Origin of the sequence: Enterobacter sp. JMULE2 (genome assembly GCF_013337145.1) — a bacterium.
In the GTDB taxonomy this organism is placed as follows: Bacteria; Pseudomonadota; Gammaproteobacteria; order Enterobacterales; family Enterobacteriaceae; genus Enterobacter; species Enterobacter mori.
The window spans coordinates 952,794-977,995 of sequence record NZ_SGWD01000010.1; the positions used below are offsets into that span (position 1 = coordinate 952,794).

The following is a 25,202-nucleotide window of genomic DNA, read 5'->3' on the forward strand; positions in this document are numbered from 1 at the left end:
CCTTAGGTTTACAAGAAAGGCTTAACATCACCCACGCCTTCACGGATCACTTCCGGCGCATCTTCGGTTAAGTCGACCACGGTGGTCGGCTGTTGGCCAAGATAGCCGCCGTGAATAATCAGCTCAACCACCTTCTCCAGACGATCTTTGATCTCTTCCGGGTCGGACTCGGTAAACTCACTTCCCGGCAGCATCAGCGAGGTGGAGAGCATCGGTTCGCCGAGGGTTTCCAGCAGCGCCTGCGCAATCGGATTAGATGGCACGCGCATGCCGATGGTTTTGCGTTTTTCCTGCAGCAGACGACGCGGTACTTCCTTCGTGCCCTTCAGGATGAAGGTGTAGTTGCCCGGCGTGTTGTTCTTAATCAGGCGAAACGCCACGTTATCAACATACGCGTAGGTCGACAGCTCAGAGAGATCGCGGCACATCAGGGTAAAATTATGACCGTCCGGCAACTGGCGAATACGGCAAATACGCTCCATCGCCCCTTTATCTTCAATTTTGCAGCCCAGCGCGTAGCCTGAATCGGTCGGGTAGACAATGACGCCGCCTTTGCGGACGATCTCCACGGCCTGGTTAATCAGACGTGGCTGCGGGTTATCAGGATGGATATAGAAAAACTGACTCATACTTCCCTCTCTTCAATTTGCTGCGGCTGTTCCCAGAGCTGCCAGACCGGCTCAACGCCAGCAGGCAACCAGAGCTTGCGACCCAGTTCGATCCAGGCGCAGGGCTGATGGAAATCAGACCCTTGTGACCCAAGCAGGCCGAACTGACGAGCATAGGTGGCAAGCTGTGCACGCTCATTGGGCGCCTGCTGACACTGGGCAACTTCCATTGCCTCACCACCGCATTCGGCAAAGTGCGCCAGCAGCCTTTTCAGCCATTTAGCAGAAAGATTATACCGTCCCGGATGGGCCAGCACCGCCTTACCGCCAGAATGATGAATCACATCAATAGCTTGTTTTATTGTACACCACTGTGGCGGAACGTATCCGGTTTTCCCGCGCGCCAGATACCGTTTAAAGACGTCCGCCATGGTCGTCGCTTTACCTGCCTCAACCAGAAAACGGGCGAAATGACCGCGCGTCACGGCCCCACCGTTCGCCAGCTTTTGCGCCCCTTCGAGTGCGCCAGGAATGTGGGCCTTCTCCAGACGTTCGCCAATCATCTCTGCACGCTGGTTGCGGCGTGTTTTTTGTTCTTGCAAAAACGCACACATTGCCGGATGGTCTATATCAATGTTGAGGCCAACAATATGAATTTCATGGTTTTCCCAGACGGTCGAGATCTCAACGCCGGCGATCAGATTCAGCGCCAGCCCGCTGCGGGCGATCTCAGCGCGCGCCGCCGGAATGGCATCTGTCGTATCGTGATCGGTTATCGCCAGCGTGCCGACACGCATTTCAACGGCACGATGAACCAAGGCTTCGGGCGTCAGAAGGCCATCAGAGGCCTGAGTATGGCTGTGTAAATCGTAAATAATGGCGTAGGTGGTATCGCTCAAAGCACTTCCCATAACAGGTTGGAGACATCCGAAAACACCATGATACCGACATAACGCGAAATTCTGAAATCAAGGGTTGACAACACGCCACCGAACTAGTTAACTAGTACGCAAGTTCACACGAGAAAGGTATCTGAAAATGACAGCACATTTCACTCTGCACGGTTGGTGGCGCACTTCCTGATCTTCGGGCAGTGTCACGCGTCTGCGAAATGCAAACAGATACCCAGCGGGCTTTTTTTTGAACAGAAAATGAGAACAATATAATGCAAACAGCCAAACCACACCTCGAACTGCTGACCTGCGAGGCGGCCTATCGTCACAACCCCACCGCACTGTTTCATCAGGTTTGCGGAGCGCGTCCGGCTACCCTACTGCTGGAATCTGCGGATATCGACAGTAAAGACGATCTCAAGAGCCTGCTGCTGGTCGACAGCGCGCTGCGCATTACCGCTTTAGGTGACACTGTCACTATCAAGGCGTTATCAGAGAATGGTGCATCGCTGCTGCCACTGCTGGACGCCGCACTGCCTTCTGGCATAGAAAACGAGCGCCACCCGGACATGCGCATTCTGCATTTCCCGGCGGTCAGCCAGCTGCTGGACGAAGACGCGCGGCTCTGCTCTCTTTCCGTTTTCGATGCCTTCCGCCTGCTGCAGAATCTTGTCACCGTGCCGGCAGAGGAACGCGAAGCGATGTTCTTTGGCGGGCTGTTTGCTTACGACCTGGTTGCCGGTTTCGAAGATTTGCCGGAAACGGAACAGGGTAACCGCTGCCCGGATTACTGCTTCTATCTGGCTGAAACCCTGCTGGTGATCGACCATCAGAAAAAATACACCCGCGTTCAGGCCAGCCTGTTCACTCCATCGACCGCTGAGAAAAACCGTCTTGAGCACCGCATCGCTCAGCTGCAGCAGCAGATGATGGAAGAGCCGCCGGCGCTGCCTGTGCAGCGGGTAGAGAAAATGACGTGCGACGTTAACCAGACCGACGATCAGTACGGCGCCGTGGTTCGCCAGATGCAAAAAGCGATTCGCGCTGGGGAAATTTTCCAGGTGGTGCCTTCACGCCGCTTCTCGCTGCCCTGCCCGTCGCCGCTCGCAGCCTACGACGTGCTGAAAAAGAGCAATCCAAGCCCGTACATGTTCTTCATGCAGGACAATGATTTCACGCTGTTCGGCGCATCCCCGGAAAGCTCGCTGAAGTACGACGCCACCAGCCGTCAGATTGAGATCTACCCGATTGCCGGTACTCGTCCACGTGGACGCCGCGCAGACGGCTCGCTGGATCGCGATTTGGACAGCCGTATCGAACTCGAAATGCGGACTGACCATAAAGAGTTGTCAGAGCACCTGATGCTGGTTGACCTGGCGCGTAACGATCTGGCTCGCATTTGTACCCCTGGCAGCCGCTACGTTGCGGATCTGACCAAAGTTGACCGCTATTCATTCGTGATGCACCTGGTCTCCCGCGTGGTGGGTGAGTTGCGCCACGACCTTGACGTTCTGCACGCCTACCGCGCCTGCATGAACATGGGCACCCTGAGCGGTGCGCCGAAAGTGCGCGCCATGCAGCTGATTGCCGCCGCCGAAGGACGCCGACGCGGCAGCTACGGTGGCGCGGTGGGCTACTTCACGGCTCACGGTGACCTCGACACCTGCATTGTTATCCGCTCCGCTTATGTTGAAGACGGTATTGCCACCGTCCAGGCGGGTGCCGGGATTGTTCTTGATTCTGTTCCGCAGTCTGAAGCTGACGAAACGCGCAGTAAAGCACGTGCAGTCCTTCGCGCCATTGCGACTGCACACCACGCACAGGAGATTTTCTGATGGCTGACATTCTGCTGCTCGATAATATCGACTCTTTTACCTATAACCTGGCAGATCAGCTGCGTGCGAATGGTCACAACGTCGTTATCTACCGCAACCACGTACCGGCGCAGACCCTGATTGACCGTCTGGCAACCATGCAAAACCCGGTGCTGATGCTCTCTCCGGGGCCAGGAGCACCGAGCGAAGCGGGCTGTATGCCGGAGCTGCTGACCCGTATGCGCGGCAAACTGCCGATCGTCGGCATCTGTCTGGGACATCAGGCGATTGTTGAAGCCTATGGCGGCTACGTTGGCCAGGCGGGTGAGATCCTGCACGGCAAAGCCTCCAGTATTGAACATGACGGCCAGGCAATGTTTGCCGGGCTGCCGAATCCGCTCCCGGTTGCGCGCTACCACTCGCTGGTGGGCAGCAATATTCCTGCGGGGCTGACCATTAATGCCTCGTTTGAAGGCATGGTGATGGCGGTACGTCATGATGCGGATCGCGTCTGCGGTATGCAGTTCCACCCGGAATCGATCCTGACCTCCAATGGCGCGCGCCTGCTGGAACAGACGCTCGACTGGGCGTTACAGAAGCTGGAGCAGACCAACACCCTGCAGCCGATTCTGGAAAAACTGTATCAGGCGCAGACCCTGAGCCAGCAGGAAAGCCACCAGCTCTTTTCCGCCGTGGTTCGCGGCGAGCTGAAGCCTGAACAGCTGGCGGCTGCGCTGGTGAGCATGAAAGTGCGTGGTGAAAGCCCGCAGGAGATCGCCGGTGCCGCCACGGCCCTGCTGGAAAATGCCGCCCCGTTCCCGCGCCCGGACTATCAGTTTGCCGATATCGTTGGGACCGGCGGTGACGGCAGCAACAGCATCAACATCTCTACAGCCAGCGCCTTTGTCGCCGCAGCGTGTGGGCTGAAAGTGGCGAAGCACGGTAATCGCAGCGTCTCCAGCCGGTCAGGCTCTTCCGATCTGCTCGCCGCGTTTGGCATTAACCTTGATATGAAAGCAGAGCGTTCCCGTGAAGCGCTGGATGACCTGGGCGTCTGCTTCCTGTTTGCACCGAAGTATCACACCGGTTTCCGCCACGCGATGCCAGTGCGACAGCAGCTTAAAACCCGCACGCTGTTTAACGTGCTAGGCCCGCTGATCAACCCGGCCCATCCACCGCTGGCGCTGATTGGCGTTTATAGCCCGGAACTGGTTCTGCCGATTGCTGAGACACTGCGCGTGCTGGGCTACAAACGTGCCGCCGTGGTACACAGCGGCGGTATGGATGAAGTATCGCTGCATGCACCGACGCTTGTTGCCGAACTGAACAACGGTGAAATTATGAGTTACCAGCTTGAGGCTGCTGACTTCGGCTTAGCGCCGTATCGCCAGGAAGCGCTGGCAGGCGGTACGCCGGAAGAAAACCGTGACATTCTCACGCGCTTATTACAAGGTAAAGGAGAGGTTGCCCACGAGGCCGCCGTGGCTGCCAACGTCGCTATGCTGATGCGTTTGCACGGTGAGGAAGACCTGAAGGCCAACGTTCAAAAAGTTCTGGACGTACTGCGCTCCGGTGCAGCTTACGATCGCGTTACCGCACTTGCGGCAAGAGGGTAAAGAATGCAAACCGTTTTAGCGAAAATCGTTGCCGATAAGGCCAGCTGGGTAGAAGCCCGCAAGCAACAGCAGCCGCTTGCCAGCTTCCAGAATGACGTCGTACCAAGCCAACGTCGTTTCTATGATGCCCTGCAGGGTGCGCGCACCGCGTTTATTCTTGAGTGCAAAAAAGCGTCCCCGTCGAAAGGCGTTATTCGTGACGATTTTGACCCGGCGCGTATTGCCGGTATTTATAAGCATCATGCGTCCGCCATCTCCGTGCTGACGGATGAGAAATATTTCCAGGGCAGCTTCGATTTTCTGCCGATCGTCAGCGGCATCGCGCCGCAGCCGATCCTGTGCAAAGACTTTATTATCGATCCGTATCAGATCTGGCTGGCGCGTTTCTACCAGGCCGATGCCTGCCTGCTGATGCTCTCGGTGCTTGACGACGAGCAGTATCGCCAGCTCTCCGCCGTCGCGCACAGCCTGAACATGGGCGTGCTGACCGAAGTGAGCAACGAAGAAGAGCTTGAGCGCGCCATCGCGCTGGAAGCCAAAGTGGTCGGCATTAACAACCGCGATCTGCGCGACTTGTCCATTGACCTGAACCGCACGCGCCAGCTGGCACCGCGTCTCGGGTCTGGCGTTACGGTCATCAGCGAATCCGGCATTAACAGCTACGCCCAGGTGCGCGAGCTGAGCCACTTCGCCAACGGTTTCCTGATTGGCTCCGCCATGATGGAGCATGACGATCTCAACGCAGCGGTACGGCGCGTGCTACTGGGTGAAAACAAAGTCTGCGGCTTAACCCGCGAACAGGATGCCCAGGCCGCGTACGAAGCCGGGGCGATTTATGGCGGGCTGATCTTTGTCGATTCGTCCCCTCGCGCGGTCAGCGAAGAGCAGGCGCGCAAGGTCATCTCAGCGGCTCCGCTCAGCTACGTGGGCGTTTTCCGCAATGCAGATATTGAAGACGTTGCGGCAAAAGCCGAGGCGTTATCCCTGAGCGCGGTGCAGCTTCACGGCAGCGAAGATCAGGCGTATATCGATGCCCTGCGCGCCGCGCTGGCGCCTCAGGTTCAGATTTGGAAAGCGCAAAGCGTCGGCGAGACCCTGCCCGCACGTAACCTGAACCAGGTGGATAAATATGTGCTCGATAACGGCCAGGGCGGCACCGGCCAGCGTTTTGACTGGTCACTGCTGAGCGGCGAAAAGCTGGACAACGTTCTACTGGCGGGCGGATTAAGCCCGGATAACTGCGTAGAAGCCGCGAAAACCGGCTGCGCAGGCCTCGATTTCAATTCAGGCGTAGAGTCCCAACCGGGTATTAAAGATGCCAACAAACTGGCCTCGGTTTTTAAAACTCTGCGTGCATATTAAGGAAGAGAAGATGACGACATTACTAAACCCGTATTTTGGTGAGTTCGGCGGGATGTACGTCCCGCAAATCCTGATGCCCGCGCTGCGCCAGCTGGAAGAGGCCTTTGTCAGCGCGCAGAAGGATCCGGCGTTTCAGGCGGAATTTACCGACCTGTTGAAGAATTACGCCGGTCGTCCGACCGCGCTGACCAAATGCCGCAACCTGACGGAAGGCACCAAAACCACGCTTTATCTGAAGCGTGAAGACCTGCTGCACGGCGGTGCGCATAAAACTAACCAGGTGCTGGGCCAGGCGCTGCTCGCGAAGCGTATGGGTAAAACCGAAATCATCGCTGAAACCGGCGCAGGTCAGCACGGCGTAGCCTCTGCGCTTGCCAGCGCCCTGCTCGGCCTGAAATGCCGAATCTATATGGGGGCGAAAGACGTTGAGCGTCAGTCTCCGAACGTCTTCCGTATGCGCCTGATGGGGGCAGAAGTGATCCCGGTACACAGCGGTTCCGCCACGCTGAAAGATGCCTGTAACGAAGCGCTGCGCGACTGGTCTGGCAGCTACGACACCGCGCACTACATGCTCGGCACAGCCGCAGGTCCGCACCCGTTCCCGACTATCGTACGCGAATTCCAGCGTATGATCGGTGAAGAGACCAAAGCGCAAATCCTCGAGAAAGAGGGTCGCCTGCCGGATGCGGTGATCGCCTGCGTTGGCGGCGGGTCTAACGCCATCGGCATGTTTGCTGATTTCATTGACGACACCAGCGTTGGTCTGATTGGCGTCGAGCCTGCCGGCCACGGGATTGAATCCGGTGAGCACGGCGCGCCGCTGAAGCATGGTCGTGTAGGGATCTACTTCGGGATGAAATCCCCGATGATGCAAACCGATGAGGGCCAGATTGAAGAGTCATACTCTATTTCTGCCGGCCTCGACTTCCCGTCCGTTGGCCCACAGCATGCGCATCTGAACAGCACAGGCCGCGCGGACTATGTCTCCATTACTGATGACGAAGCGCTGGAAGCCTTTAAGACGCTGTGCCGGAGCGAAGGGATCATCCCGGCGCTGGAGTCTTCACATGCCCTGGCGCATGCGCTGAAAATGATTAAAGAGAACCCGGAAAAAGAACAGCTGCTGGTGGTGAACCTTTCCGGTCGCGGTGACAAAGACATCTTCACCGTTCACGATATTCTGAAAGCACGAGGGGAAATCTGATGGAACGCTACGATAACGTATTTGCAGAGCTGAAGTCCCGCCAGGAAGGCGCGTTCGTTCCCTTCGTCACCCTGGGCGACCCGGGTCCTGAGCAGTCGCTGAAGATTATCGATACCCTGATTGAAGCCGGTGCCGACGCGCTGGAGCTGGGTATTCCGTTCTCTGACCCGCTGGCAGATGGCCCGACCATCCAGAATGCGACGCTGCGCGCATTTGCATCCGGCGTGACGCCAACCCAGTGTTTCGAGATGCTGGCGGCGATCCGTCAGAAGCACCCAACCATTCCGATCGGCCTGCTGATGTACGCCAACCTGGTCTTTAACCGCGGTATTGATGAGTTCTATGCCGAGTGTGCGCGCGTGGGCGTCGACTCCGTGCTGGTAGCAGACGTGCCGGTTGAGGAGTCTGCCCCATTCCGCCAGGCGGCAATGCGCCATAACGTTGCGCCGATTTTCATCTGCCCGCCGAACGCAGACGACGAACTGCTGCGCCAGATTGCTTCTTACGGACGCGGGTATACCTACCTGCTCTCCCGCGCGGGCGTGACCGGTGCCGAGAATAAAGCGGCGTTGCCGCTGCATCATCTGGTGGAGAAGCTGGCTGAATACCATGCCGCGCCTCCGCTGCAGGGCTTTGGTATTTCATCCCCGGATCAGGTTGCTGCCGCAATCGATGCGAAGGCCGCCGGGGCGATTTCCGGTTCCGCCATCGTAAAAATCATCGAGAAGAACGTAGATAAGCTAGAGCAGATGCTGGCCGAGCTCAAAACCTTCGTGACCGAGATGAAAGCGGCAACGCGTAAAGCATGATGCACTCCCCGTCTGGCGCAACTGCCAGACGGTTCCCTTTTTTACCCCTGTCGAGTTACGTCAAAATTGATCGCGTCGATATTCTCGGTGCGAATGACTTTTCAAACCCTGCCGTAAGCGTATGATTCGGTTTCTTCTGTTTATACCTTCTGAGTTCAGAGGCTTACACATGTCATGGCAACATTTCAAACAGGCTTACCTGGTTAAGTTCTGGTCACCTGTACCGGCCGTTATCGCGGCAGGTATTCTCTCTACTTATTATTTTGGCATTACCGGCACCTTCTGGGCCGTTACCGGGGAATTTACCCGCTGGGGCGGACAGCTGCTGCAGCTGGCGGGCATCCACGCTGAAGAGTGGGGCTACTTTAAGCTCATTCACCTGGACGGTACCCCGCTCACCCGCATAGATGGGATGATGATTATCGGGATGTTCGGCGGCTGCTTCGCGGCGGCGCTGTGGGCTAACAACGTGAAGTTGCGCATGCCGAAAAGCCGTATCCGCATCCTGCAGGCGGTAGCCGGTGGGATTATCGCAGGGTTTGGCGCGCGTCTGGCGATGGGCTGTAATCTGGCGGCGTTCTTCACCGGGATCCCACAGTTTTCGCTGCACGCCTGGTTTTTTGCCGTCGCAACCGCAATTGGCTCTTACTTTGGCGCAAAATTCACGCTTCTGCCGTTTTTCCGCATTCCGGTAAAAATGACCAAAGTTAGCGCCGCATCGCCATTAACGCAAAAACCCACTCAGGCCCGCCGCCGTTTTCGTCTGGGTATGCTGGTCTTTTTCGCCATGATCGCCTGGGCACTGTGTACTGCGCTGAATCAGCCAAAACTGGGGCTGGCAATGCTGTTCGGCGTTGGCTTTGGTTTGCTGATTGAGCGCGCGCAAATCTGCTTTACCTCGGCGTTTCGCGACATGTGGATCACCGGACGCACCATGATGGCCAAAGCCATTATTGCCGGGATGGCCGTGAGCGCGATCGGCATCTTCAGCTATGTTCAGCTTGGCGTCGAACCGAAAATCATGTGGGCTGGCCCTAACGCGGTCATCGGCGGGCTGCTGTTTGGCTTTGGCATTGTGCTGGCGGGCGGCTGTGAGACCGGCTGGATGTATCGCGCCGTCGAAGGTCAGGTGCATTACTGGTGGGTGGGACTCGGGAATGTGATTGGCTCCACCCTCCTGGCCTACTACTGGGATGACGTGTCACCCGTACTAGCGACGAACTGGGACAAGGTTAATCTGCTGAACACCTTTGGCCCACTCGGTGGGCTCGTGGTGACCTATGCCCTGCTGCTGCTCGCCTTTTTACTGGTTATTGCACAGGAGAAACGCTTCTTCCGTCGTGCCACCGTCAAAACTGCAACGCAGGAGAATGCCTCATGAAAGAGATCGTGCCTGACTATCGCCTCGATATGGTGGGTGAACCTTGCCCTTACCCGGCTGTCGCCACGCTTGAGGCACTGCCGCAGCTTAAGAAAGGTGAAATTCTGGAAGTGGTGAGCGATTGCCCGCAGTCGATCAATAACATTCCGCTGGATGCCAAAAACCACGGCTATACCGTGCTGGATATTCAGCAGGATGGACCAACGATTCGTTATTTGATTCAGAAATAATCGATGACATGCGCCCTGAACAGGGCGCATTGAAGAGCACGCGTTAGAAACGATAGCCTGCTGAGAACATAAATACCCACGGATCCAGACGGGTATTGATGCTTTGCTGCTGGCCACCGGCTTTGAAACGAACGTCAGTATCAATGTCCATGTACCAGACTGAGGCGTTGATTAACCAGTCACGGTTAATCAGATAATCAAGACCTACCTGCCCCGCCATACCCCATGAGTCTTTCAGGCTAAGGTCAGTCAGACCAGCTTCTTTACCGGTATCGTTAAACTTCTCATCAAAGAAGGTCGTGTAGTTCACACCCGCGCCAATGTACGGGCGCACCTTGCTACTGGCATCACCAAAGTACCACTGCGCCATCAACGTCGGCGGCAGATGGTGCACCGTGGCGATATCGCCGGTCGGCCCAAGGCCAACGCGATGGCGGAACGGCGTTGCGGCCAAAAGCTCAACGCCGATGTTTTCTGTCGCCATATAGGTAAAGGTCAAACCTAACTGGGTGTTATTGCTGACATTAAAGCCGCCCATTCCCAGTACGCTATCGGAACCTTCAGTTGGGCGAACCGTTGCCGAACCGGCTCGAATAAAAAATTCGCCTGCTTCATGCGCATACGCGCCACCAGAGAGACTGCTTAAGATAAGGGCTGCCACCGCTAATTTTTTCATATCCGCTCCATCGTTGTGGTTTTAAGTGCGGATGAGAATATACTCACAAAAGAGTATTAAGTGATCTATCACAGATCACATTAAAACCAGTAAGTTAACATTCATTGATCTGGGTTAATTTTTGATAATCAAACTTAACCCGCCAGGTGGGTTCTACATCAAATTTTAGTGATGAGCGAAAAATTACTGCCGCTTTACAAAGATATGCTTTTCCATACAAGCCTTGATGCTGCCACGGCACTCTTATCCGGTGTACAATTGCCGGCTAATTAACACCTGCAATACTCAAGGAGAGTGCATGTCTATCACGGCGAAGTCCGTCTACCGTGACACGGGAAATTTTTTCCGCAATCAGTTCATTACCTTTTTACTGATCGCGCTGCTATGCGCCTTTATCACGGTGGTGCTTGGTCATGCGTTCTCACCGAGTGAAGAACAGATTGCCAGTCTGAGCCAGGGCGACCATCTTGCCGGTAGCGTAGGGTTATTTGAGCTGGTGCAAAACATGACGCCGGAGCAACAGCAAATCCTGCTGCGGGCGTCCGCGGCATCGACATTTTCAGGTTTGATCGGTAATGCTGTTCTGGCGGGCGGCGTGCTGCTAATGATTCAGCTCGTTTCGGCGGGTCATCGCGTCAGTGCCTTACGCGCCATTGGCGCCAGCGCGCCAGTGCTTCCTAAGCTGTTCATCGTCATCTTTTTAACCACGCTGCTGGTACAAATGGGGATTATGCTGGTCGTGGTACCGGGTGTATTACTGGCTATCGTGCTCTCTTTCGCGCCGGTAATGATTGTGCAGGATAAGATGGGTATCTTTACTGCGATGCGCAGCAGCATCAGACTGGCGTGGGCGAACATGCGTTTGGTGGCACCGGCTGTGATCGGCTGGCTCCTTGCCAAAACGCTACTGTTATTATTTGCACCAAATTTTGCCGTGTTAACGCCGAACGTTGGCGCGGTCGTTGCTAATACGCTGAGCAACCTGATATCAGCAGTTCTGCTGGTCTACTTGTTCCGCCTGTATATGTTAATTCGTCAGTAATTGGGATCGTAGAATGAAGCAGTTTCTTGATTTTTTACCGCTGGTCGTCTTTTTTGCGTTTTACAAGCTGTACGACATTTATGCCGGAACGACGGCGCTGATTATTGCTACCGCTATCGTGCTGATTTACAGCTGGGTGCGTTACCGCAAAGTTGAAAAAATGGCGCTGATCACCTTCATTATGGTGGCTGTATTTGGTGGCCTGACGTTGTTCTTCCACAATGATGAATTCATCAAATGGAAGGTCACGGTGATTTACGCGCTGTTTGCAGGTGCGTTGTTGATCAGCCAGTGGGTAATGAAAAAGCCGTTGATCCAGCGCATGCTGGGCAAAGAGCTTACGCTGCCGCAAGAGGTGTGGTCCCGTCTGAATGTCGCCTGGGCGGTGTTCTTTATTCTCTGCGGCCTCGCCAATATCTACATTGCTTTCTGGCTACCGCAGAACATCTGGGTCAACTTTAAGGTCTTCGGGCTGACCGCGTTGACGCTTATCTTCACGCTGTTGAGCGGTGTTTATATCTATCGACACATGCCTCAGGACGATAAGCACTGATCCTCACGCCCGGAACATGCGCGTTCCGGGCTATTTTCTCCCGCTAAAAATCATAGTAGCATCCCGCCTGAAGTCTTCAGTTACGAGTTTAAAACAATGACAACAAATGACGCCCCTCAGGGCGAACTGGTTTTACGCACACTGGCAATGCCCGCGGACACGAATGCCAATGGCGATATTTTCGGCGGCTGGCTAATGTCGCAGATGGATATGGGTGGGGCAATTTTAGCAAAAGAGATTGCGCACGGGCGGGTGGTGACTGTCCGGGTGGACGGCATGACCTTCCTGCGCCCGGTCGCGGTGGGGGATGTGGTGTGCTGTTACGCGCGCTGCCTGAAACGCGGCAACACGTCAATTTCCATCAACATTGAAGTATGGGTGAAAAAGGTCTCTTCCGAACCGATTGGACAGCGTTACAAAGCCACGGAAGCGCTGTTTATTTATGTGGCGGTCGATAACGCGGGTAAACCGCGTCAGCTCCCTCAAACCTGATTGTCAGACAAAAAAGCCTCCTTGCGGAGGCTTTTTTCATTCCATCTGCGCCCCGCCGTTCAGGCGGAAAACAATATTCACTATCAATCCACTGCCCGGCTTACCGGCTTCATAGCGCCATTTACGCATCGCTGCCTTTACATCACGCTCAAACATATTTGAGGGCTGCGCAGAGAGGATTTGCACATTGTCAACGCGGCCATCTGAGGTCACGTCAAACTTCACCCGCACGCGCCCTTCAATACGGAGCGCCTGAGCACGCGCCGGATAGGTAGGCTGGTTGCGGCTGAGCGCCCTTGGCCCCGCAGGCGCTGTAACGGTCGGCTTCGTGGTCGTTGCGGTGTTGTTCATCACCGGACGCGAAGGCGCAGTATTCTCTACCGGCTGCGCTGGACGCGTCTCGACCGGGCGTACTTCGCGTTTCGGACGCTCTTCGACTTTCTTCACCGGTTTTGGCTTCGGCTTAGGTTTCGGCTTAGGCTCCGGTTTGTGGATCACCACCGGCGCTTCCTTCGGAGGTTCCGGGACAGGCTCGGGTTCAGGTTCCACAACCGGCTGTGGCGGCGGAGGCGCAACCTGCGGCGGCTCAAGATCCGCTGGCGAAACCATGGTCACGGAAATTGGCTGCGCGGGCGCTGGCATTTCAATAACCTGATGAACCGAGGTATAGAGTAAACCCGCCACAACGGCACCGTGAATCACGACAGAAAGCAGCGTCGGCCAGGGAAAGCGGCGAGGTAAATCAAGGGTCATCGAAGTCATAATCATCAACGTTAAAAAACCGAACCCTGATTTTAAATGCAAATAGCAATCATATTCAATAAGACACTTTGTCTAAGCGCAATTAAAGCGCCAGAGCGGCGAAAAAAGGGGCATTTAGATCAGGGTTTTAACATTGTTTTTATCTTTACATTGCAGTCATTTGCCCTTTCACATAACGTAACTGGCACTTTTAATGGTTAAGGAGCTTCGCCGTGCTTTATGTGATTTACTCTGAAGATGTCGCTGAATCCCTGGAAAAACGCCAGTCTGTTCGCCCTGCCCACCTGGCACGCCTACAGCTGCTGCAGGATGAAGGCCGCTTATTGACCGCGGGGCCTATGCCTGCGGTAGACAGCAACGATCCTGGCGCCGCGGGTTTTTCTGGCTCAACGGTCATTGCCGAGTTTGAAACTCTGGAAGCGGCAACCGCTTGGGCTGACGCCGATCCGTATGTGGCTGCCGGTGTGTACGAAAAAGTCACGGTGCGCCCGTACAAAAAAGTCTTTTGATGCCTCAAGGCTCCGCAAGGAGCCTTTTTTATCGCACCGCTAAACCTGTTTGAACCGGGTGAACTGCTGCTCAATGATACGACTGCCCCACTGATCGCCCTCCCACTCTTTCGCTAGCGTAAAGCCAAAGGATTCGTACAGGCGTCGGGCAGCGGTCAATTTATTGAACGTCCAGAGATGCACGGCGGAAAAGCCCTCGCTGTCGCAAAACGTCATGGCCTCGCTCAACAGTTTTTTGCCAACCCCATGACCCCGGCAGCCATCGTCCAGAATAAACCAGCGCAGATGCGCCTCACCCGGCTCTAAATCTTCGCCATCAATGGCGACAGATCCTACAATTCTGCCGTTCATCACGGCCAGCCAAACCTGATTGCACGGCTTCGCGAGGCGTCCGCTAAATTCAGCAAGCCCCGCAGCAACTTTGGCTTCGAAGAAGCTGCCAAAGTTATGCTCGCGTGCGTAATAGCTGCCGTGCATTTCCGCGATGCGGCCAATCATGCCGGGACGGTAGCCTGCGACAATCACCGGTACCGTAGGCTGGTGCTCAGCGCCGCTCTCCCGGCAGGCCAGCAGCGCGTTGGCGTAGAGCGACAGTCCCTGAGAGATGGTTTCCTGCTGTATGGGATCCAGTGATTGTATCGCTGAAATGACCCGTTCACTCCCGTAGGCATTAATCTGCTCAACGGTCTTGCGCCCCTTTGCAGTCAGCCTGAGACTTTTGGTCCTGGCATCTTGCGCAGAAACACCCTCCTCCAGTTCGCCTGCAGAAATAAGGCGCGACAGCATCCGGCTGACGCTGGATTTTTCCAGACCCAACAGCTGCACCAGCTGACCTGCTGTCATCTCCTTATGCAGCTCAATTTCCACGAGGGTGTGTACGGCCGAGGGCGAGTAATGTGTAGAGGCCAGCGTGGAGGCCATAAAGCCCAGCTCTCTGACCATCAGACGTGACGCAACGCGAATGTCGCTAACTACAGGGGGTTCAGTATGCATTATTTTCTCCGTCATTTAGTTGTACTATACAACTAAATGACGGAGCATTGTCAACGATATTAAAAAGGCTCCCTCAGGAGCCTTTCTTCTGTCAATGTAGCGACGCTAATCTCGCCGCAAAGCCGACAAATAATAGTCCTATCAGCCCATTTCCCAGCTTCGCCAGTTTCTTTTTGGTTTTCAGGTAGCGGGTGACAAACGCGCCAGAGAAGATCAGGAAGCTCATGTACATAAAGCTAATCAACTCAAGCGTGGTGGCGAGGATCAGGAAAGAGGTTCCGGTGTTTTGCGCATTCACGTCAATAAACTGTACGAAGAATGACACGTAAAACAGAATCGCTTTCGGATTCGTCAGGCTCAATACCAGGGAGCGTTTCATGATCGCGCGGGCAGGCTCGGTTCCACCTTCGTGGGCGCTATTATGGCGAGTCATAACGGACCACAGCATTTTGCCGCCGAGCCACAGCAGATAAAACGCCCCCATATAGCGGACGATATTGAACAGCACCGGCGTGGTCTGGATTAAGGCCGCGACCCCTGCCCATGCCAGAAACATCAAAACCGCATCGCCGATAAACACACCGGTCGCGGCGAGATAGCCTTTTTTGACGCCGTGACCAATACCCGTTTTCAATACAAACAGCGTATTCGGACCGGGTACCAACACAATGAAAAATGCGCCGACCACGTACGTCCAGAAATTCAGTACACCAAACTCCGCAAACACCTCTCCCTCCTTTTGCTGAAAAACAACGGGAATATCGCTGCAAAAACGATATTCCCGAAAACTGTCGCGTTATTGTACGCCGTTATAGCCGTCAAGATAAGTCGTGGCCAGTTCGTTGCCGTATAAAATGGCATCCTTCGGCTCCATTTCCGAGGTCCATTTGCTTTCACTATTCCCCGTGAAGGCGTGCTCCGTTTTGGCCTCTTCCTTCAACCGATCGCGAATAGCCTGTGCATACTGCTGAGCGTAAGACGGCGGTTGGCCCGCGGCGCGGTCAGCTTTCCCCTGCTTATACAGCTCACGAAACTGCGGCACATTGAGACGGTAATTTTGCGAAATACTGGAGGTATAATTCCCGCCCGTAAAATTGGATTGATGCGAGACGAAATAATAGGCATGTCTTTCAGGTGAGGGTTTATTGCTGTTGCAGGCGCTGAGTACAGCGATCCCCATAAGTACCGCGACCACTTTTCCATTCATCCTCTGTTCCTTTTAAATTCATGAGGTTAAGCAAGAGGAGTATATCGCGGAATGAGGTCGGGAAGAGACTGCGAAAAATGATAGTCTTATAAAATCAGCGGGCACCTTGACGGTGCCCTCATGGTTCTCAGATATCCTGGACGGCGAACAGCAACGCGTTGCGGTGTCTGTTTAGTCCACATTTTCTGATAGCGTGGATACGCATATTGCGGCGGGATTGTGCTTCCAGCCAACGAGCCTTACGACGACTCACCTGTCGCAACATACGCCAGCGCCCTACTTCTGTTCTACTGCGCTTCATATCGACAACTCTTTCACTCACAGAGACGCCATTATAAGCTCAACCCCGTCGCAAACCAGCGCTTTTATCTGCCGTTTTTATTTGCCAGATGAATCCTGATGCGTACACTCATAACAATACGCTTTCAAAAGGATTTTTTACTTATGACAACCTTCTACACCGTGGTGAGTTGGCTGGTCATTCTGGGATACTGGCTGTTAATCGCGGGGGTGACGTTACGCATCCTGATGAAGCGCAGAGCCGTACCTTCTGCCATGGCCTGGCTTCTGATTATTTACATTCTGCCGCTGGTGGGCATTATCGCGTATCTCTCTTTCGGTGAGCTCCATCTGGGTAAACGCCGCGCCGAGCGCGCCCGCGCGATGTGGCCCTCGACGGCGAAATGGCTGAGCGATCTTAAAGCCTGCAAACATATCTTTGCCGAGGAGAACAGCAGCGTCGCCTCTTCATTATTCAAGCTGTGCGAACGCCGCCAGGGCATCGCGGGCGTTAAGGGTAATCAGCTGCAATTAATGACTTCGTCCGACGATGTGATGCAGGCACTGATCCGCGATATTCAGCTGGCGCGTCATAACATCGAGATGGTTTTTTATATCTGGCAGCCGGGGGGCATGGCGGATCAGGTTGCTGAATCACTGATGGCCGCCGCTCGCCGCGGTATTCACTGCCGCCTTATGCTGGATTCCGCTGGCAGCGTCGCGTTTTTCCGCAGCCCGTGGGCGGGAATGATGCGCAATGCCGGTATAGAAGTGGTTGAGGCGCTGAAGGTCAATCTGCTGCGTGTTTTCCTGCGGCGCATGGATCTTCGCCAGCACCGCAAAATGATTCTGATTGATAACTATATTGCCTACACCGGCAGTATGAACCTGGTCGACCCGCGCTTCTTCAAGCAGGATTCCGGTGTCGGTCAATGGATCGATCTGATGGCGCGAATGGAAGGCCCGGTCGCCACCTCGATGGGGATCGTCTACTCGTGCGACTGGGAAATAGAAACCGGTAAGCGTATTTTACCGCCGCCCCCGGACGGCAACATTATGCCGTTTGAAGAGGCCAGCGGACATACCATTCATACCATTGCCTCCGGGCCGGGTTTCCCGGAAGACCTCATCCACCAGGCATTACTCACGGCGACCTATTCTGCGCGTGAGTATCTGATTATGACGACGCCTTACTTCGTCCCCAGCGACGATCTGCTGCACGCTATTTGTACAGCCGCGCAGCGTGGTGTAGACGTCAGTATTATTATGCCGCGCAAAAACGATTCTCTGCTGGTCGGTTGGGCAAGCCGCGCATTCTTTAGCGAACTCCTTGCCGCAGGGGTGAAAATTTATCAGTTTGAAGGCGGACTGTTGCATACCAAGAGCGTGCTGGTGGACGGTGAGCTGAGCCTGGTGGGTACAGTTAACCTTGATATGCGCAGCCTGTGGCTTAACTTTGAAATCACCCTCGTGATTGACGATGCCGGATTTGGTGGCGATCTGGCGGCGGTCCAGGATGATTATATCTCCCGCTCGCGCCTGCTGGATGCCAGACTGTGGGTGAAACGCCCTCTCTGGCAGAGAATTGCTGAACGACTGTTTTACTTCTTTAGTCCGTTGCTGTAAAACGTGCCCAACGATGTTTAACAGGTAGTCATCATGGAAATGGATCTGAACAATCGCCTGACCGAAGACGAAACGCTCGAGCAGGCCTATGACATTTTTCTCGAACTGGCGGTTGATAACCTCGATCCCGCAGATGTGATCCTCTTTAATCTGCAGTTTGAAGAACGCGGCGGTGCCGAGCTGTTCGACCCTTCAGAAGACTGGGCTGAGCATGTTGATTTTGATCTCAATCCGGACTTCTTTGCTGAAGTGGTGATTGGGCTGGCCGATGAAGATGGCGGTGAAATTAACGACATTTTCGCCCGCGTTCTGCTGTGTCGCGAGAAAGACCACAAGCTGTGCCATATTCTCTGGCGCGAATAATAAAAAAGGCTGCGATGGCAGCCTTTTTTATTTAATCCGATAATTCACTACCACAGCGGTTACAGAAACGCGCGCTGTGTTCATGCTCACCCTGACGGCAGTTCGAACATTTACGCTGCTGCTTGCGGTTCTGAAATGCACTGCTCATGTGGGTGGTAATCAGTCCCGTCGGGATCGCGATCACCGAATAGCCAATCAAAATCAGGACTGATGCCACAATACGCCCAAGCGGCGTATGCGGTGTGATATCGCCGTAGCCAACGGTTGTAACGGTCACAATGGCCCAGTAGACGGACGCGTTGAGCGTCGTAAAGCCGTATTTGGGCCCTTCTATTAAATACATCAGCGCGCCAAAAACAATCATGACGATGGCAATAAACGAGTAGAACAAAATAAGCTGATGCCGCGCACTCACGATCGCACTCCAGAACACGCGTAATGACGGCATAAAACGCAGTAATTTCAGAATACGTAATACCCGAATCACGCGCATCGCTCGCCAGGCGAAGACATAGCTCAGGCTGATCTCCGGCCAAAGCCACATGACATAGAGCGGCAGGATGGTGGCTAAATCGATAAATCCCCAGAAGCTGAAAACATATCTAGCCGGGTTGGGCCAGGCTATCACTCTGAGGAGATATTCGGCGGTAAAGACCAGGGTAATCGCCAGTTCAAGCCAGACAAAGATATGCCATTCGTCAAACGTCAGGTGGTATTGCGTCCCGGCACCCGATTCAATAAAGATGACAACCACGCTGAGCAGCGCAAATAAACCGCAAAGACCTTCGAAGCGTCGCCCGGATACCGTTTCAGGATCGAATAAAAAATGATAAAGCCGCCGACGGGCTGACGTGAATAAACGCGACACAGTAACCTCGCAAAAAATAAGGGCTGACGTCATGTCAGCCCTTGCGATTATAACGGGTCTACTTTCAGGCAGGAAACCGCATGTCGGAAACTGCCTTCGAGAACCGGTCGTGTTTTTGCACATTCCGGGCCGGCCATTGGACAGCGCGTGCGGAATACGCAGCCGGACGGCGGATTAATCGGCGAAGGCAGTTCCCCTTCCAGCAGCTGAATAGTTTTATTTTTTTCCAGATCCGGGTCGGGGATCGGCACTGCCGACATCAGCGCTTTGGTATAAGGATGCAGCGGGTTGTGGTATACCTCGTCATAGGTGCCCAGTTCCACCGCATGCCCCAGATACATCACCAGTACACGGTCTGAAATGTGCTTCACCACGGCCAGATCGTGCGCGATGAAGATCAGCGAGAGCCCCATCTCACGCTGCAACTTCTGCAGCAGGTTAACCACCTGTGCCTGAATGGACACGTCCAGCGCGGAGACCGGCTCATCACAGATGATCAGCTTCGGTTCCAGAATGAGTGCACGCGCAATGCCAATACGCTGACACTGGCCGCCGGAGAATTCGTGCGGATAGCGGTTGATGAGGTTTGGCAGCAGGCCCACTTTCATCATCATCGCTTTCACACGATCGCGCACTTCCTGACGCGACATCTTCGGATGATAGGTGCGCAGCGGCTCGGCAATAATTTCGCCGATGGTCATACGCGGGTTCAGTGACGCCAGCGGATCCTGGAAAATCATCTGAATATCGCTGCGCACGTCGCGCCACTCGTCCGGTTTCATACCCAGCAGGTCTTTGCCCAGCCAGGCCACTTTGCCGTCGGTGGCTTTCACCAGACCGATAATGGCACGGGCAAAAGTGGACTTCCCGCAGCCAGACTCACCCACCACGCCCAGCGTTTCGCCCTCGTACAAGCGAAGCGTTACGCCATCAACGGCTTTGAGGGTTTTAGACGGCTGCCAGAACCACTGTTTGCCGTCTTTGATATCGAAATGGACTTTAAGATCGGCAATTTCGAGCAGCACATTTCTTTTTTCATCTAATGCGTTCATACCAGTTCCTCATGCGGCTTAAAGCAGGCGCGCAGGCGGCCTGGTGCAAACTCTTCCAGCGGCGGAGCGCTATTACAAATCTCCATCGCATGCGGACAACGTGGCTGGAATGGACAACCTTTTGGCAAACGCAGCAGGTTTGGCGGGTTACCCGGGATCGTCAGCAGGGATTCACCTTCCGCATCCAGACGCGGTACCGCATTCAGCAGGCCGATAGAATACGGATGTGCAGGCTGATAGAAGACATCACGCGCCTGACCATACTCCATGGTACGACCGGCATACATCACCAGCACTTTGTCGCAGATACCTGCAACCACGCCCAGGTCATGGGTGATCATGATAATTGCCGTGTTGAATTCCCGCTTAAGCTCGTTCAACAGGGTCATGATCTGTGCCTGAACGGTTACATCCAGCGCAGTGGTCGGCTCATCAGCAATCAGCAGTTTTGGCCGGCAAAGCAGCGCCATCGCAATCATCACGCGCTGACGCATACCGCCAGAGAATTCGTGCGGGAACATGCGCATGCGCTTGCGCGCTTCCGGCATTTTTACCGCATCCAGCATTTTTACCGACTCTTCAAAGGCTTCCGCTTTACCCATACCTTTGTGCAGCATCAGCACTTCCATCAGCTGTTCGCCGACGCGCATGTACGGGTTTAAAGAGGTCATTGGGTCCTGGAAAATCATCGAAATCTGCTCGGCGCGAAGCTTATTCAGCTCGTGTTCCGGCAGGTTGAGGATTTCACGACCGTTGAATTTCGCAGAACCACCAATCACGCCGTTAGACGCCAGCAGACCCATCAGCGCAAATGCGGTTTGAGATTTACCGGAGCCAGACTCCCCCACGATCCCCAGCGTTTCACCGGCGCGCAGGTTAAAATTAAGGTCGTTTACCGCGGTGACATCACCATCCGGCGTTTTAAAGGTGACACGGAGATCGTTTACATCCAGCAGCATATTGCTCTGCTGTTGCGCCATTGGCGCAGTGGCCGTTTCAATAATCGTCATGACGGCGCTCCTTAACGGTCTTTCGGGTCGAGGGCATCACGCAGGCCATCGCCGATAAAGTTGAAACAAAACAGGGTGACAACCAGGAAGCCCGCCGGATACAGCAGCAACCACGGTGAAACTTCCATCGAGTTTGCACCGTCACTCAACAACGCGCCCCAGCTGCTTAGCGGCTCTTGCGTGCCCAGCCCCAGGAAGCTCAGGAAGGATTCAAACAGGATCATGCTCGGCACCAGCAGTGAGGCATACACCACCACCACGCCAAGAACGTTCGGCACAATGTGGCGAACCACGATATTTCTGGTCGATACCCCACCCACCTGTGCCGCTTCGATAAACTCTTTGCGCTTAAGGCTCAGCGTTTGACCGCGCACGATACGCGCCATATCGAGCCAGGACACCATCCCGATGGCCACGAAAATCAACAGGATGTTCTGACCAAAGAAGGTCACCAGCAGGATCACGAAGAACATGAACGGGAAGGAGTTGAGGATTTCCAGCAGACGCATCATGACGGAGTCCACTTTCCCGCCGAGATAACCGGAAAGCGATCCGTAGAGCGTGCCGAGGATCACCGCCACCAGCGCGGCAGCAATACCGACCATCAACGAAATGCGGCCACCGATGGCCACGCGCACCAGCAGGTCACGACCGGATGAATCGGTACCGAAATAGTGCCCGGACTCCATATCTGGCGCGCTGGACATCATGCCCCAGTCCGTATCGAAATAGGTGAATTGCGACAGCATCGGTGCCAGCGTCACAAACAGGGCAATGATCACCAGTACGACCAGGCTCGCGACGGCAGCACGGTTGTGCATAAAGCGGCGACGCGCATCCTGCCAGAGGCTGCGACCTTCGACTTCCAGTTTTTCACTGAAGTTTTCCAGCGCCTCGCTGTTTTTCTTACTCAACATCATGGCGTGCTCCAGTTAGTAACGGATTTTAGGGTCGATAACGGCATACAGCACATCGACAATGGCGTTAAACAGAATGGTCAGCGCGCCAACCAAAATCGTCAGGCTCAGCACCAGCGAGTAGTCACGGTTAAGGGCACCGTTAACAAACAGCTGACCAATGCCCGGCAGTCCGTAAATGGTTTCGATAACCATTGACCCCGTAATGATGCCGACAAAAGCTGGCCCCAGGTAAGACAGGACGGGTAACAGCGCAGGCTTCAGCGCATGCCGTAAGATAATCCGGCGCATCGGTAAGCCTTTCGCGCGCGCGGTACGGATAAAGTTGGAGTGCAGAACCTCAATCATCGACCCGCGCGTGATACGCGCGATACTGGCGATGTATGCCAACGATAATGCCACCATTGGCAGTATCATGAACTGCAGCGCCCCACCGTTCCACCCGCCGCCCGGCAGCCATTTCAGCGTGATGGCAAATATCATGACCAGCAACGGTGCGACAACGAAGCTTGGGATAACCACCCCGGTCATTGCGACCCCCATGACGGCATAATCCCATTTGGTATTTTGTTTTAAGGCGGCGATAACGCCCGCAGCAACCCCGAGAACGACGGCGAGCAGGAATGCTGCAGCACCCAATTTAGCCGATACCGGGAAGCTTGACGCCACCAGGTCGTTAACGGAGTAGTCTTTATATTTGAATGACGGCCCAAAATCCCCGTGTGCCAGCTGCTTCAGATAGTTGAAGTACTGGGTAGAGATAGGATCGTTCAGATGGTATTTCGCTTCAATGTTGGCCATGACTTCTGGCGGCAGCGTACGTTCACCGGTAAAAGGACTTCCCGGTGCAAGACGCATCATGAAGAAGGAAATCGTGATGAGAATAAATAGCGTTGGAATCGCTTCAAGACAGCGACGTAGGATAAATTTCAACATTGCCCGTACCTTCTGGCGTGTGCCTATATTATGTGACGTTGGTTAGACACCGTGGGGCGAGTACCCTCGCCCCACTCATTGCCATTAATGCTTGATAATATAAAGATTCTTAACGGAGATATTATCCAACGGGTCTTTACCGGTATAACCCCCTACCCACGGTTTCACCAGACGGGCGTTCACGTAGTAGTAAACCGGTACAATTGCAGAGTCTTTATCGAGTTGTTCTTCTGATTTCGCGTACAGCTCTGCGCGTTGCGCATCGTCAGTCACTTTCAGCGTATCACCGATAATCTTATCGAAAGCCGGGCTCTTATAGTGTGCAGTGTTATTCGAACTGTCACTGAGCATCGTGTTCAGGAAGGATGTCGGTTCGTTGTAGTCCGCACACCAGCCAGCACGTGCCACGTCGAACGTCCCCTGATGACGGGTATCGAGGAAGGTTTTCCACTCCTGGTTTTCCAGTTTGACGTTCGCACCCAGGTTTTTCTTCCAGATAGACGCGACGGCAATAGCCAGTTTTTTATGCAGATCTGACGTGTTGTACAGCAGGTTAAACGTCAGAGGCTTATCAGCGGTATATCCTGCTTCAGCCAACAGTTTTTTGGCTTCTTCGTTACGTTTTTCCTGGGACCATTTGAACCACTCAGGTTCAACCAGTTTCATGCCGTCGGTGTAAGGCGGGGTGTAGCTGTAAGCGGGCAGATCGCCCTGGTTTTTCACCTTGTTAACAATGATATCGCGATCCAGCGCCAGCTTCAGTGCGGTACGAACGCGCACGTCGGTGAACGGTGCTTTCTGGTTGTTAATTTCGTAGTAGTACGTGCACAGGTACGGATCGACGTGAACTTCTTTCGGGATCTCTTTTTTCAGTTTCTGGAACAGTTCAATCGGCATGTTGTTATAGGTCATGTCGATCTCGCCGCTGCGGTAGCGGTTAACGTCTGTCACTTCAGAAGAAATTGGCAGGTAAGTCACCTGATTGATCACGGTTTTCGCGTTGTCCCAATACTGCGGGTTACGCTCCAGAACCATACGTTCGTTGACCACCCAGTCTTTCAGCTTATAAGCACCGTTGGTCACGATATTGGCTGGCTGCGTCCATTTTTCACCAAATTTCTCCACGGCGGATTTTGGTACCGGGGAGACGGACGGGTGAACAAGCAGCTTATAGAAGTACGGAACAGGTTCGCTCAACGTCACTTCAAAGGTATTCGCATCAATGGCTTTTACGCCCAGATCGGTAACAGGTTTTTTGCCTGCGATAATGTCATCAATATTGGCGATGTGACCATACTGCAGATAGCTCGCATACGGGGAGGCGGTATTTGGATTCGCCAGGCGCTGCCAGCTATACACGAAATCTTCGGCGGTGACCGGAGTGCCGTCGGACCATTTAGCATCTTTACGCAGATGGAAGGTCCAGACTTTGAAATCTTTGTTTTCCCATTTCTCAGCCACACCCGGAGCCGGGTGGCCGTCTACGTCAGTGACCAGCAGGCCTTCGAACAGATCGCGGTTAACGTTCGACTCAGGAACCCCTTCAATTTTGTGCGGGTCCAGAGACTGAACTTCCGCACCGTTGTTACGCACCAGCGTCTGTTTTTCCGCCAGTTGAACCCCTGCAGGCACATCCGCAGCCATTGCGTTGCCCGCGATTAGCGCAGTTAAAATCCCCGCCGCTACCAGATTTTTTTTGTGATGATGGTCATTGTGTTGGTACTCCACTCATTATAATTACTGGCCTTCGCCAGCTGTGTAATCCCCTGTTGGGGCCTGTACAGCGCAGGAGTTTTTTTATGCTGCTGCCAGGTTCTTTTTTCTACTTCTGCTATCACCGACTTTTTTATTACTGACCGCTCGTATGGGCGTCTTGCGTCGATTCTCAACACGCCGCCCCGTCTGCGACGTGTTATGGATTTCTGAGACGAAAACTATATGAAAATAATTCTCATCTACTTGTTTAATTCTGCAAAATATAAGGCCGGAAAGTATCAAAT

The 25,202-nt window shown here is 54.3% G+C and carries 28 protein-coding genes, 1 pseudogene and 1 other annotated feature; of the genes and pseudogenes, 15 read left to right on the forward strand and 14 right to left on the reverse strand.

Annotated elements, in window-relative coordinates; translation table 11 throughout:
* Positions 1 to 8 precede the first annotated feature (8 nt).
* Together EXW94_RS05375 and rnm are read right to left on the reverse strand one after the other, a co-directional pair.
* Positions 9 to 629: an L-threonylcarbamoyladenylate synthase gene (locus EXW94_RS05375; protein ID WP_003856793.1), complete on the reverse strand. Its 621-nt coding sequence runs from the start codon at positions 627 to 629 to the stop codon at positions 9 to 11.
* Positions 626 to 1,507, reverse strand: coding sequence for an RNase AM (gene rnm, locus EXW94_RS05380; RefSeq protein ID WP_174339680.1), 882 nt, complete (start codon positions 1,505 to 1,507; stop codon positions 626 to 628). Before rnm ends, EXW94_RS05375 begins: the two co-directional genes overlap by 4 nt.
* A gap of 139 nt (positions 1,508 to 1,646) precedes the next feature.
* Between rnm and trpL the strand changes: the two genes are divergently transcribed.
* From trpL to yedF, 8 genes are all read left to right on the forward strand, one after another.
* Entirely contained in the window at positions 1,647 to 1,691 is a 45-nt protein-coding gene (trpL, locus tag EXW94_RS28555) for a trp operon leader peptide (RefSeq protein ID WP_106993556.1), read from the forward strand.
* Positions 1,668 to 1,750, forward strand: a sequence feature (Trp leader region). Its footprint overlaps the gene before it by 24 nt.
* 23 nt (positions 1,751 to 1,773) lie before the next feature.
* Positions 1,774 to 3,336 carry an anthranilate synthase component 1 gene (locus EXW94_RS05390; protein ID WP_174339681.1) on the forward strand — a complete coding sequence of 521 codons (1,563 nt, stop codon included), beginning with the start codon at positions 1,774 to 1,776 and terminating at the stop codon, positions 3,334 to 3,336.
* Complete coding sequence (gene trpD / locus EXW94_RS05395) at positions 3,336 to 4,931, forward strand: bifunctional anthranilate synthase glutamate amidotransferase component TrpG/anthranilate phosphoribosyltransferase TrpD (RefSeq protein WP_089600596.1); 1,596 nt, start codon at positions 3,336 to 3,338, stop codon at positions 4,929 to 4,931. The genes EXW94_RS05390 and trpD overlap by 1 nt, the downstream gene beginning before the upstream one ends.
* Before the next feature lie 3 nt (positions 4,932 to 4,934).
* The gene (trpCF, locus tag EXW94_RS05400) at positions 4,935 to 6,293 is read left to right on the forward strand and encodes a bifunctional indole-3-glycerol-phosphate synthase TrpC/phosphoribosylanthranilate isomerase TrpF (RefSeq protein ID WP_174339682.1); all 1,359 of its coding nucleotides are present in this window, start codon (positions 4,935 to 4,937) and stop codon (positions 6,291 to 6,293) included.
* 10 nt (positions 6,294 to 6,303) lie between these two features.
* The gene (gene trpB, locus EXW94_RS05405) at positions 6,304 to 7,497 is read left to right on the forward strand and encodes a tryptophan synthase subunit beta (RefSeq protein WP_100166134.1); all 1,194 of its coding nucleotides are present in this window, start codon (positions 6,304 to 6,306) and stop codon (positions 7,495 to 7,497) included.
* The gene (trpA, locus tag EXW94_RS05410) at positions 7,497 to 8,306 is read left to right on the forward strand and encodes a tryptophan synthase subunit alpha (protein ID WP_174339683.1); all 810 of its coding nucleotides are present in this window, start codon (positions 7,497 to 7,499) and stop codon (positions 8,304 to 8,306) included. The genes trpB and trpA overlap by 1 nt, the downstream gene beginning before the upstream one ends.
* Before the next feature lie 169 nt (positions 8,307 to 8,475).
* A complete protein-coding gene (gene yedE, locus EXW94_RS05415; RefSeq protein ID WP_174339684.1) occupies positions 8,476 to 9,687 on the forward strand; it encodes a selenium metabolism membrane protein YedE/FdhT in 1,212 nt (403 codons plus the stop codon).
* Positions 9,684 to 9,917: a sulfurtransferase-like selenium metabolism protein YedF gene (gene yedF / locus EXW94_RS05420; protein ID WP_003856774.1), complete on the forward strand. Its 234-nt coding sequence runs from the start codon at positions 9,684 to 9,686 to the stop codon at positions 9,915 to 9,917. The genes yedE and yedF overlap by 4 nt, the downstream gene beginning before the upstream one ends.
* Before the next feature lie 43 nt (positions 9,918 to 9,960).
* Here yedF and ompW read toward each other — a convergent pair whose 3' ends face one another.
* A complete protein-coding gene (gene ompW / locus EXW94_RS05425; protein ID WP_010433029.1) occupies positions 9,961 to 10,593 on the reverse strand; it encodes an outer membrane protein OmpW in 633 nt (210 codons plus the stop codon).
* A 183-nt stretch (positions 10,594 to 10,776) separates the two neighbouring features.
* Between ompW and EXW94_RS05430 the strand changes: the two are divergent.
* From EXW94_RS05430 to yciA, 4 genes and pseudogenes are all read left to right on the forward strand, one after another.
* Positions 10,777 to 10,866, forward strand: a pseudogene (locus tag EXW94_RS05430) (YkgJ family cysteine cluster protein); the annotation flags it as partial.
* Positions 10,867 to 10,891: 25 nt separating this feature from the next.
* Positions 10,892 to 11,635 carry a YciC family protein gene (locus EXW94_RS05435; RefSeq protein ID WP_042719117.1) on the forward strand — a complete coding sequence of 248 codons (744 nt, stop codon included), beginning with the start codon at positions 10,892 to 10,894 and terminating at the stop codon, positions 11,633 to 11,635.
* A 13-nt stretch (positions 11,636 to 11,648) separates the two neighbouring features.
* Positions 11,649 to 12,188, forward strand: a complete 540-nt coding sequence (locus EXW94_RS05440) for a septation protein A (protein ID WP_010433024.1) — start codon at positions 11,649 to 11,651, stop codon at positions 12,186 to 12,188.
* Positions 12,189 to 12,284: 96 nt separating this feature from the next.
* A complete protein-coding gene (yciA, locus tag EXW94_RS05445; RefSeq protein WP_174339685.1) occupies positions 12,285 to 12,680 on the forward strand; it encodes an acyl-CoA thioester hydrolase YciA in 396 nt (131 codons plus the stop codon).
* Between the two features lie 36 nt (positions 12,681 to 12,716).
* Here the strand turns inward: yciA and tonB are convergent, their stop codons facing one another.
* The gene (gene tonB, locus EXW94_RS05450) at positions 12,717 to 13,433 is read right to left on the reverse strand and encodes a TonB system transport protein TonB (protein WP_174339938.1); all 717 of its coding nucleotides are present in this window, start codon (positions 13,431 to 13,433) and stop codon (positions 12,717 to 12,719) included.
* Positions 13,434 to 13,654: 221 nt separating this feature from the next.
* Between tonB and EXW94_RS05455 the strand changes: the two genes are divergently transcribed.
* Entirely contained in the window at positions 13,655 to 13,951 is a 297-nt protein-coding gene (locus tag EXW94_RS05455) for a YciI family protein (RefSeq protein ID WP_126816958.1), read from the forward strand.
* A gap of 39 nt (positions 13,952 to 13,990) precedes the next feature.
* On the opposite strand, the gene EXW94_RS05460 is transcribed toward EXW94_RS05455, so the two are convergent.
* The 4 genes from EXW94_RS05460 to EXW94_RS05475 all read right to left on the reverse strand — a co-directional run bounded on the left by EXW94_RS05460 (position 13,991) and on the right by EXW94_RS05475 (position 16,452).
* The gene (locus EXW94_RS05460) at positions 13,991 to 14,944 is read right to left on the reverse strand and encodes a helix-turn-helix domain-containing GNAT family N-acetyltransferase (RefSeq protein ID WP_126816959.1); all 954 of its coding nucleotides are present in this window, start codon (positions 14,942 to 14,944) and stop codon (positions 13,991 to 13,993) included.
* Positions 14,945 to 15,035: 91 nt separating this feature from the next.
* Positions 15,036 to 15,671: a leucine efflux protein LeuE gene (gene leuE, locus EXW94_RS05465; protein ID WP_174339686.1), complete on the reverse strand. Its 636-nt coding sequence runs from the start codon at positions 15,669 to 15,671 to the stop codon at positions 15,036 to 15,038.
* Positions 15,672 to 15,740: 69 nt separating this feature from the next.
* Positions 15,741 to 16,151, reverse strand: a complete 411-nt coding sequence (locus EXW94_RS05470; RefSeq protein WP_126816961.1) for an Exc2 family lipoprotein — start codon at positions 16,149 to 16,151, stop codon at positions 15,741 to 15,743.
* 127 nt (positions 16,152 to 16,278) lie between these two features.
* Complete coding sequence (locus tag EXW94_RS05475; protein ID WP_017384232.1) at positions 16,279 to 16,452, reverse strand: YciY family protein; 174 nt, start codon at positions 16,450 to 16,452, stop codon at positions 16,279 to 16,281.
* A 143-nt stretch (positions 16,453 to 16,595) separates the two neighbouring features.
* Here EXW94_RS05475 and cls point away from each other — a divergent pair, with 143 nt between their 5' ends.
* Entirely contained in the window at positions 16,596 to 18,056 is a 1,461-nt protein-coding gene (gene cls / locus EXW94_RS05480; RefSeq protein WP_089599052.1) for a cardiolipin synthase, read from the forward strand.
* A 33-nt stretch (positions 18,057 to 18,089) separates the two neighbouring features.
* Positions 18,090 to 18,419 carry an HI1450 family dsDNA-mimic protein gene (locus tag EXW94_RS05485; RefSeq protein WP_006810881.1) on the forward strand — a complete coding sequence of 110 codons (330 nt, stop codon included), beginning with the start codon at positions 18,090 to 18,092 and terminating at the stop codon, positions 18,417 to 18,419.
* A 31-nt stretch (positions 18,420 to 18,450) separates the two neighbouring features.
* Here the strand turns inward: EXW94_RS05485 and EXW94_RS05490 are convergent, their stop codons facing one another.
* The 6 genes from EXW94_RS05490 to oppA form a co-directional block, all read right to left on the reverse strand.
* Positions 18,451 to 19,320, reverse strand: coding sequence for an ion transporter (locus tag EXW94_RS05490; protein ID WP_174339687.1), 870 nt, complete (start codon positions 19,318 to 19,320; stop codon positions 18,451 to 18,453).
* 14 nt (positions 19,321 to 19,334) lie between these two features.
* Entirely contained in the window at positions 19,335 to 20,339 is a 1,005-nt protein-coding gene (oppF, locus tag EXW94_RS05495; RefSeq protein ID WP_174339688.1) for a murein tripeptide/oligopeptide ABC transporter ATP-binding protein OppF, read from the reverse strand.
* Positions 20,336 to 21,349: an ABC transporter ATP-binding protein gene (locus EXW94_RS05500; RefSeq protein WP_174339689.1), complete on the reverse strand. Its 1,014-nt coding sequence runs from the start codon at positions 21,347 to 21,349 to the stop codon at positions 20,336 to 20,338. The genes oppF and EXW94_RS05500 overlap by 4 nt, the downstream gene beginning before the upstream one ends.
* An 11-nt stretch (positions 21,350 to 21,360) precedes the next feature.
* Positions 21,361 to 22,269, reverse strand: coding sequence for an oligopeptide ABC transporter permease OppC (gene oppC, locus EXW94_RS05505; protein ID WP_014884161.1), 909 nt, complete (start codon positions 22,267 to 22,269; stop codon positions 21,361 to 21,363).
* Between the two features lie 12 nt (positions 22,270 to 22,281).
* On the reverse strand, positions 22,282 to 23,202 hold the full coding sequence (oppB, locus tag EXW94_RS05510) for an oligopeptide ABC transporter permease OppB (protein WP_089599049.1): 921 nt from the start codon (positions 23,200 to 23,202) through the stop codon (positions 22,282 to 22,284).
* 84 nt (positions 23,203 to 23,286) lie between these two features.
* The gene (oppA, locus tag EXW94_RS05515) at positions 23,287 to 24,930 is read right to left on the reverse strand and encodes an oligopeptide ABC transporter substrate-binding protein OppA (protein WP_174339690.1); all 1,644 of its coding nucleotides are present in this window, start codon (positions 24,928 to 24,930) and stop codon (positions 23,287 to 23,289) included.
* Positions 24,931 to 25,202 lie beyond the last annotated feature (272 nt).

Bases quoted from the DNA above. Each gene is read 5' to 3' on its own strand.
- trpCF (WP_174339682.1), top strand. From the start codon at position 4,935: ATGCAAACCGTTTTAGCGAAAATCGTTGCCGATAAGGCCAGCTGGGTA.
- cls (WP_089599052.1), top strand. From the start codon at position 16,596: ATGACAACCTTCTACACCGTGGTGAGTTGGCTGGTCATTCTGGGATAC.
- EXW94_RS05470 (WP_126816961.1), bottom strand. From the start codon at position 16,151: ATGAATGGAAAAGTGGTCGCGGTACTTATGGGGATCGCTGTACTCAGC.
- EXW94_RS05490 (WP_174339687.1), bottom strand. From the start codon at position 19,320: ATGACGTCAGCCCTTATTTTTTGCGAGGTTACTGTGTCGCGTTTATTC.
- yciA (WP_174339685.1), top strand. From the start codon at position 12,285: ATGACAACAAATGACGCCCCTCAGGGCGAACTGGTTTTACGCACACTG.
- EXW94_RS05475 (WP_017384232.1), bottom strand. From the start codon at position 16,452: ATGAAGCGCAGTAGAACAGAAGTAGGGCGCTGGCGTATGTTGCGACAG.
- trpA (WP_174339683.1), top strand. From the start codon at position 7,497: ATGGAACGCTACGATAACGTATTTGCAGAGCTGAAGTCCCGCCAGGAA.
- trpB (WP_100166134.1), top strand. From the start codon at position 6,304: ATGACGACATTACTAAACCCGTATTTTGGTGAGTTCGGCGGGATGTAC.
- EXW94_RS05375 (WP_003856793.1), bottom strand. From the start codon at position 629: ATGAGTCAGTTTTTCTATATCCATCCTGATAACCCGCAGCCACGTCTG.
- trpD (WP_089600596.1), top strand. From the start codon at position 3,336: ATGGCTGACATTCTGCTGCTCGATAATATCGACTCTTTTACCTATAAC.
- yedF (WP_003856774.1), top strand. From the start codon at position 9,684: ATGAAAGAGATCGTGCCTGACTATCGCCTCGATATGGTGGGTGAACCT.
- tonB (WP_174339938.1), bottom strand. From the start codon at position 13,433: ATGACCCTTGATTTACCTCGCCGCTTTCCCTGGCCGACGCTGCTTTCT.
- EXW94_RS05440 (WP_010433024.1), top strand. From the start codon at position 11,649: ATGAAGCAGTTTCTTGATTTTTTACCGCTGGTCGTCTTTTTTGCGTTT.
- EXW94_RS05390 (WP_174339681.1), top strand. From the start codon at position 1,774: ATGCAAACAGCCAAACCACACCTCGAACTGCTGACCTGCGAGGCGGCC.
- EXW94_RS05500 (WP_174339689.1), bottom strand. From the start codon at position 21,349: ATGACGATTATTGAAACGGCCACTGCGCCAATGGCGCAACAGCAGAGC.
- EXW94_RS05485 (WP_006810881.1), top strand. From the start codon at position 18,090: ATGGAAATGGATCTGAACAATCGCCTGACCGAAGACGAAACGCTCGAG.
- ompW (WP_010433029.1), bottom strand. From the start codon at position 10,593: ATGAAAAAATTAGCGGTGGCAGCCCTTATCTTAAGCAGTCTCTCTGGT.
- oppC (WP_014884161.1), bottom strand. From the start codon at position 22,269: ATGATGTTGAGTAAGAAAAACAGCGAGGCGCTGGAAAACTTCAGTGAA.
- EXW94_RS05435 (WP_042719117.1), top strand. From the start codon at position 10,892: ATGTCTATCACGGCGAAGTCCGTCTACCGTGACACGGGAAATTTTTTC.
- oppB (WP_089599049.1), bottom strand. From the start codon at position 23,202: ATGTTGAAATTTATCCTACGTCGCTGTCTTGAAGCGATTCCAACGCTA.
- oppF (WP_174339688.1), bottom strand. From the start codon at position 20,339: ATGAACGCATTAGATGAAAAAAGAAATGTGCTGCTCGAAATTGCCGAT.
- EXW94_RS05460 (WP_126816959.1), bottom strand. From the start codon at position 14,944: ATGCATACTGAACCCCCTGTAGTTAGCGACATTCGCGTTGCGTCACGT.
- yedE (WP_174339684.1), top strand. From the start codon at position 8,476: ATGTCATGGCAACATTTCAAACAGGCTTACCTGGTTAAGTTCTGGTCA.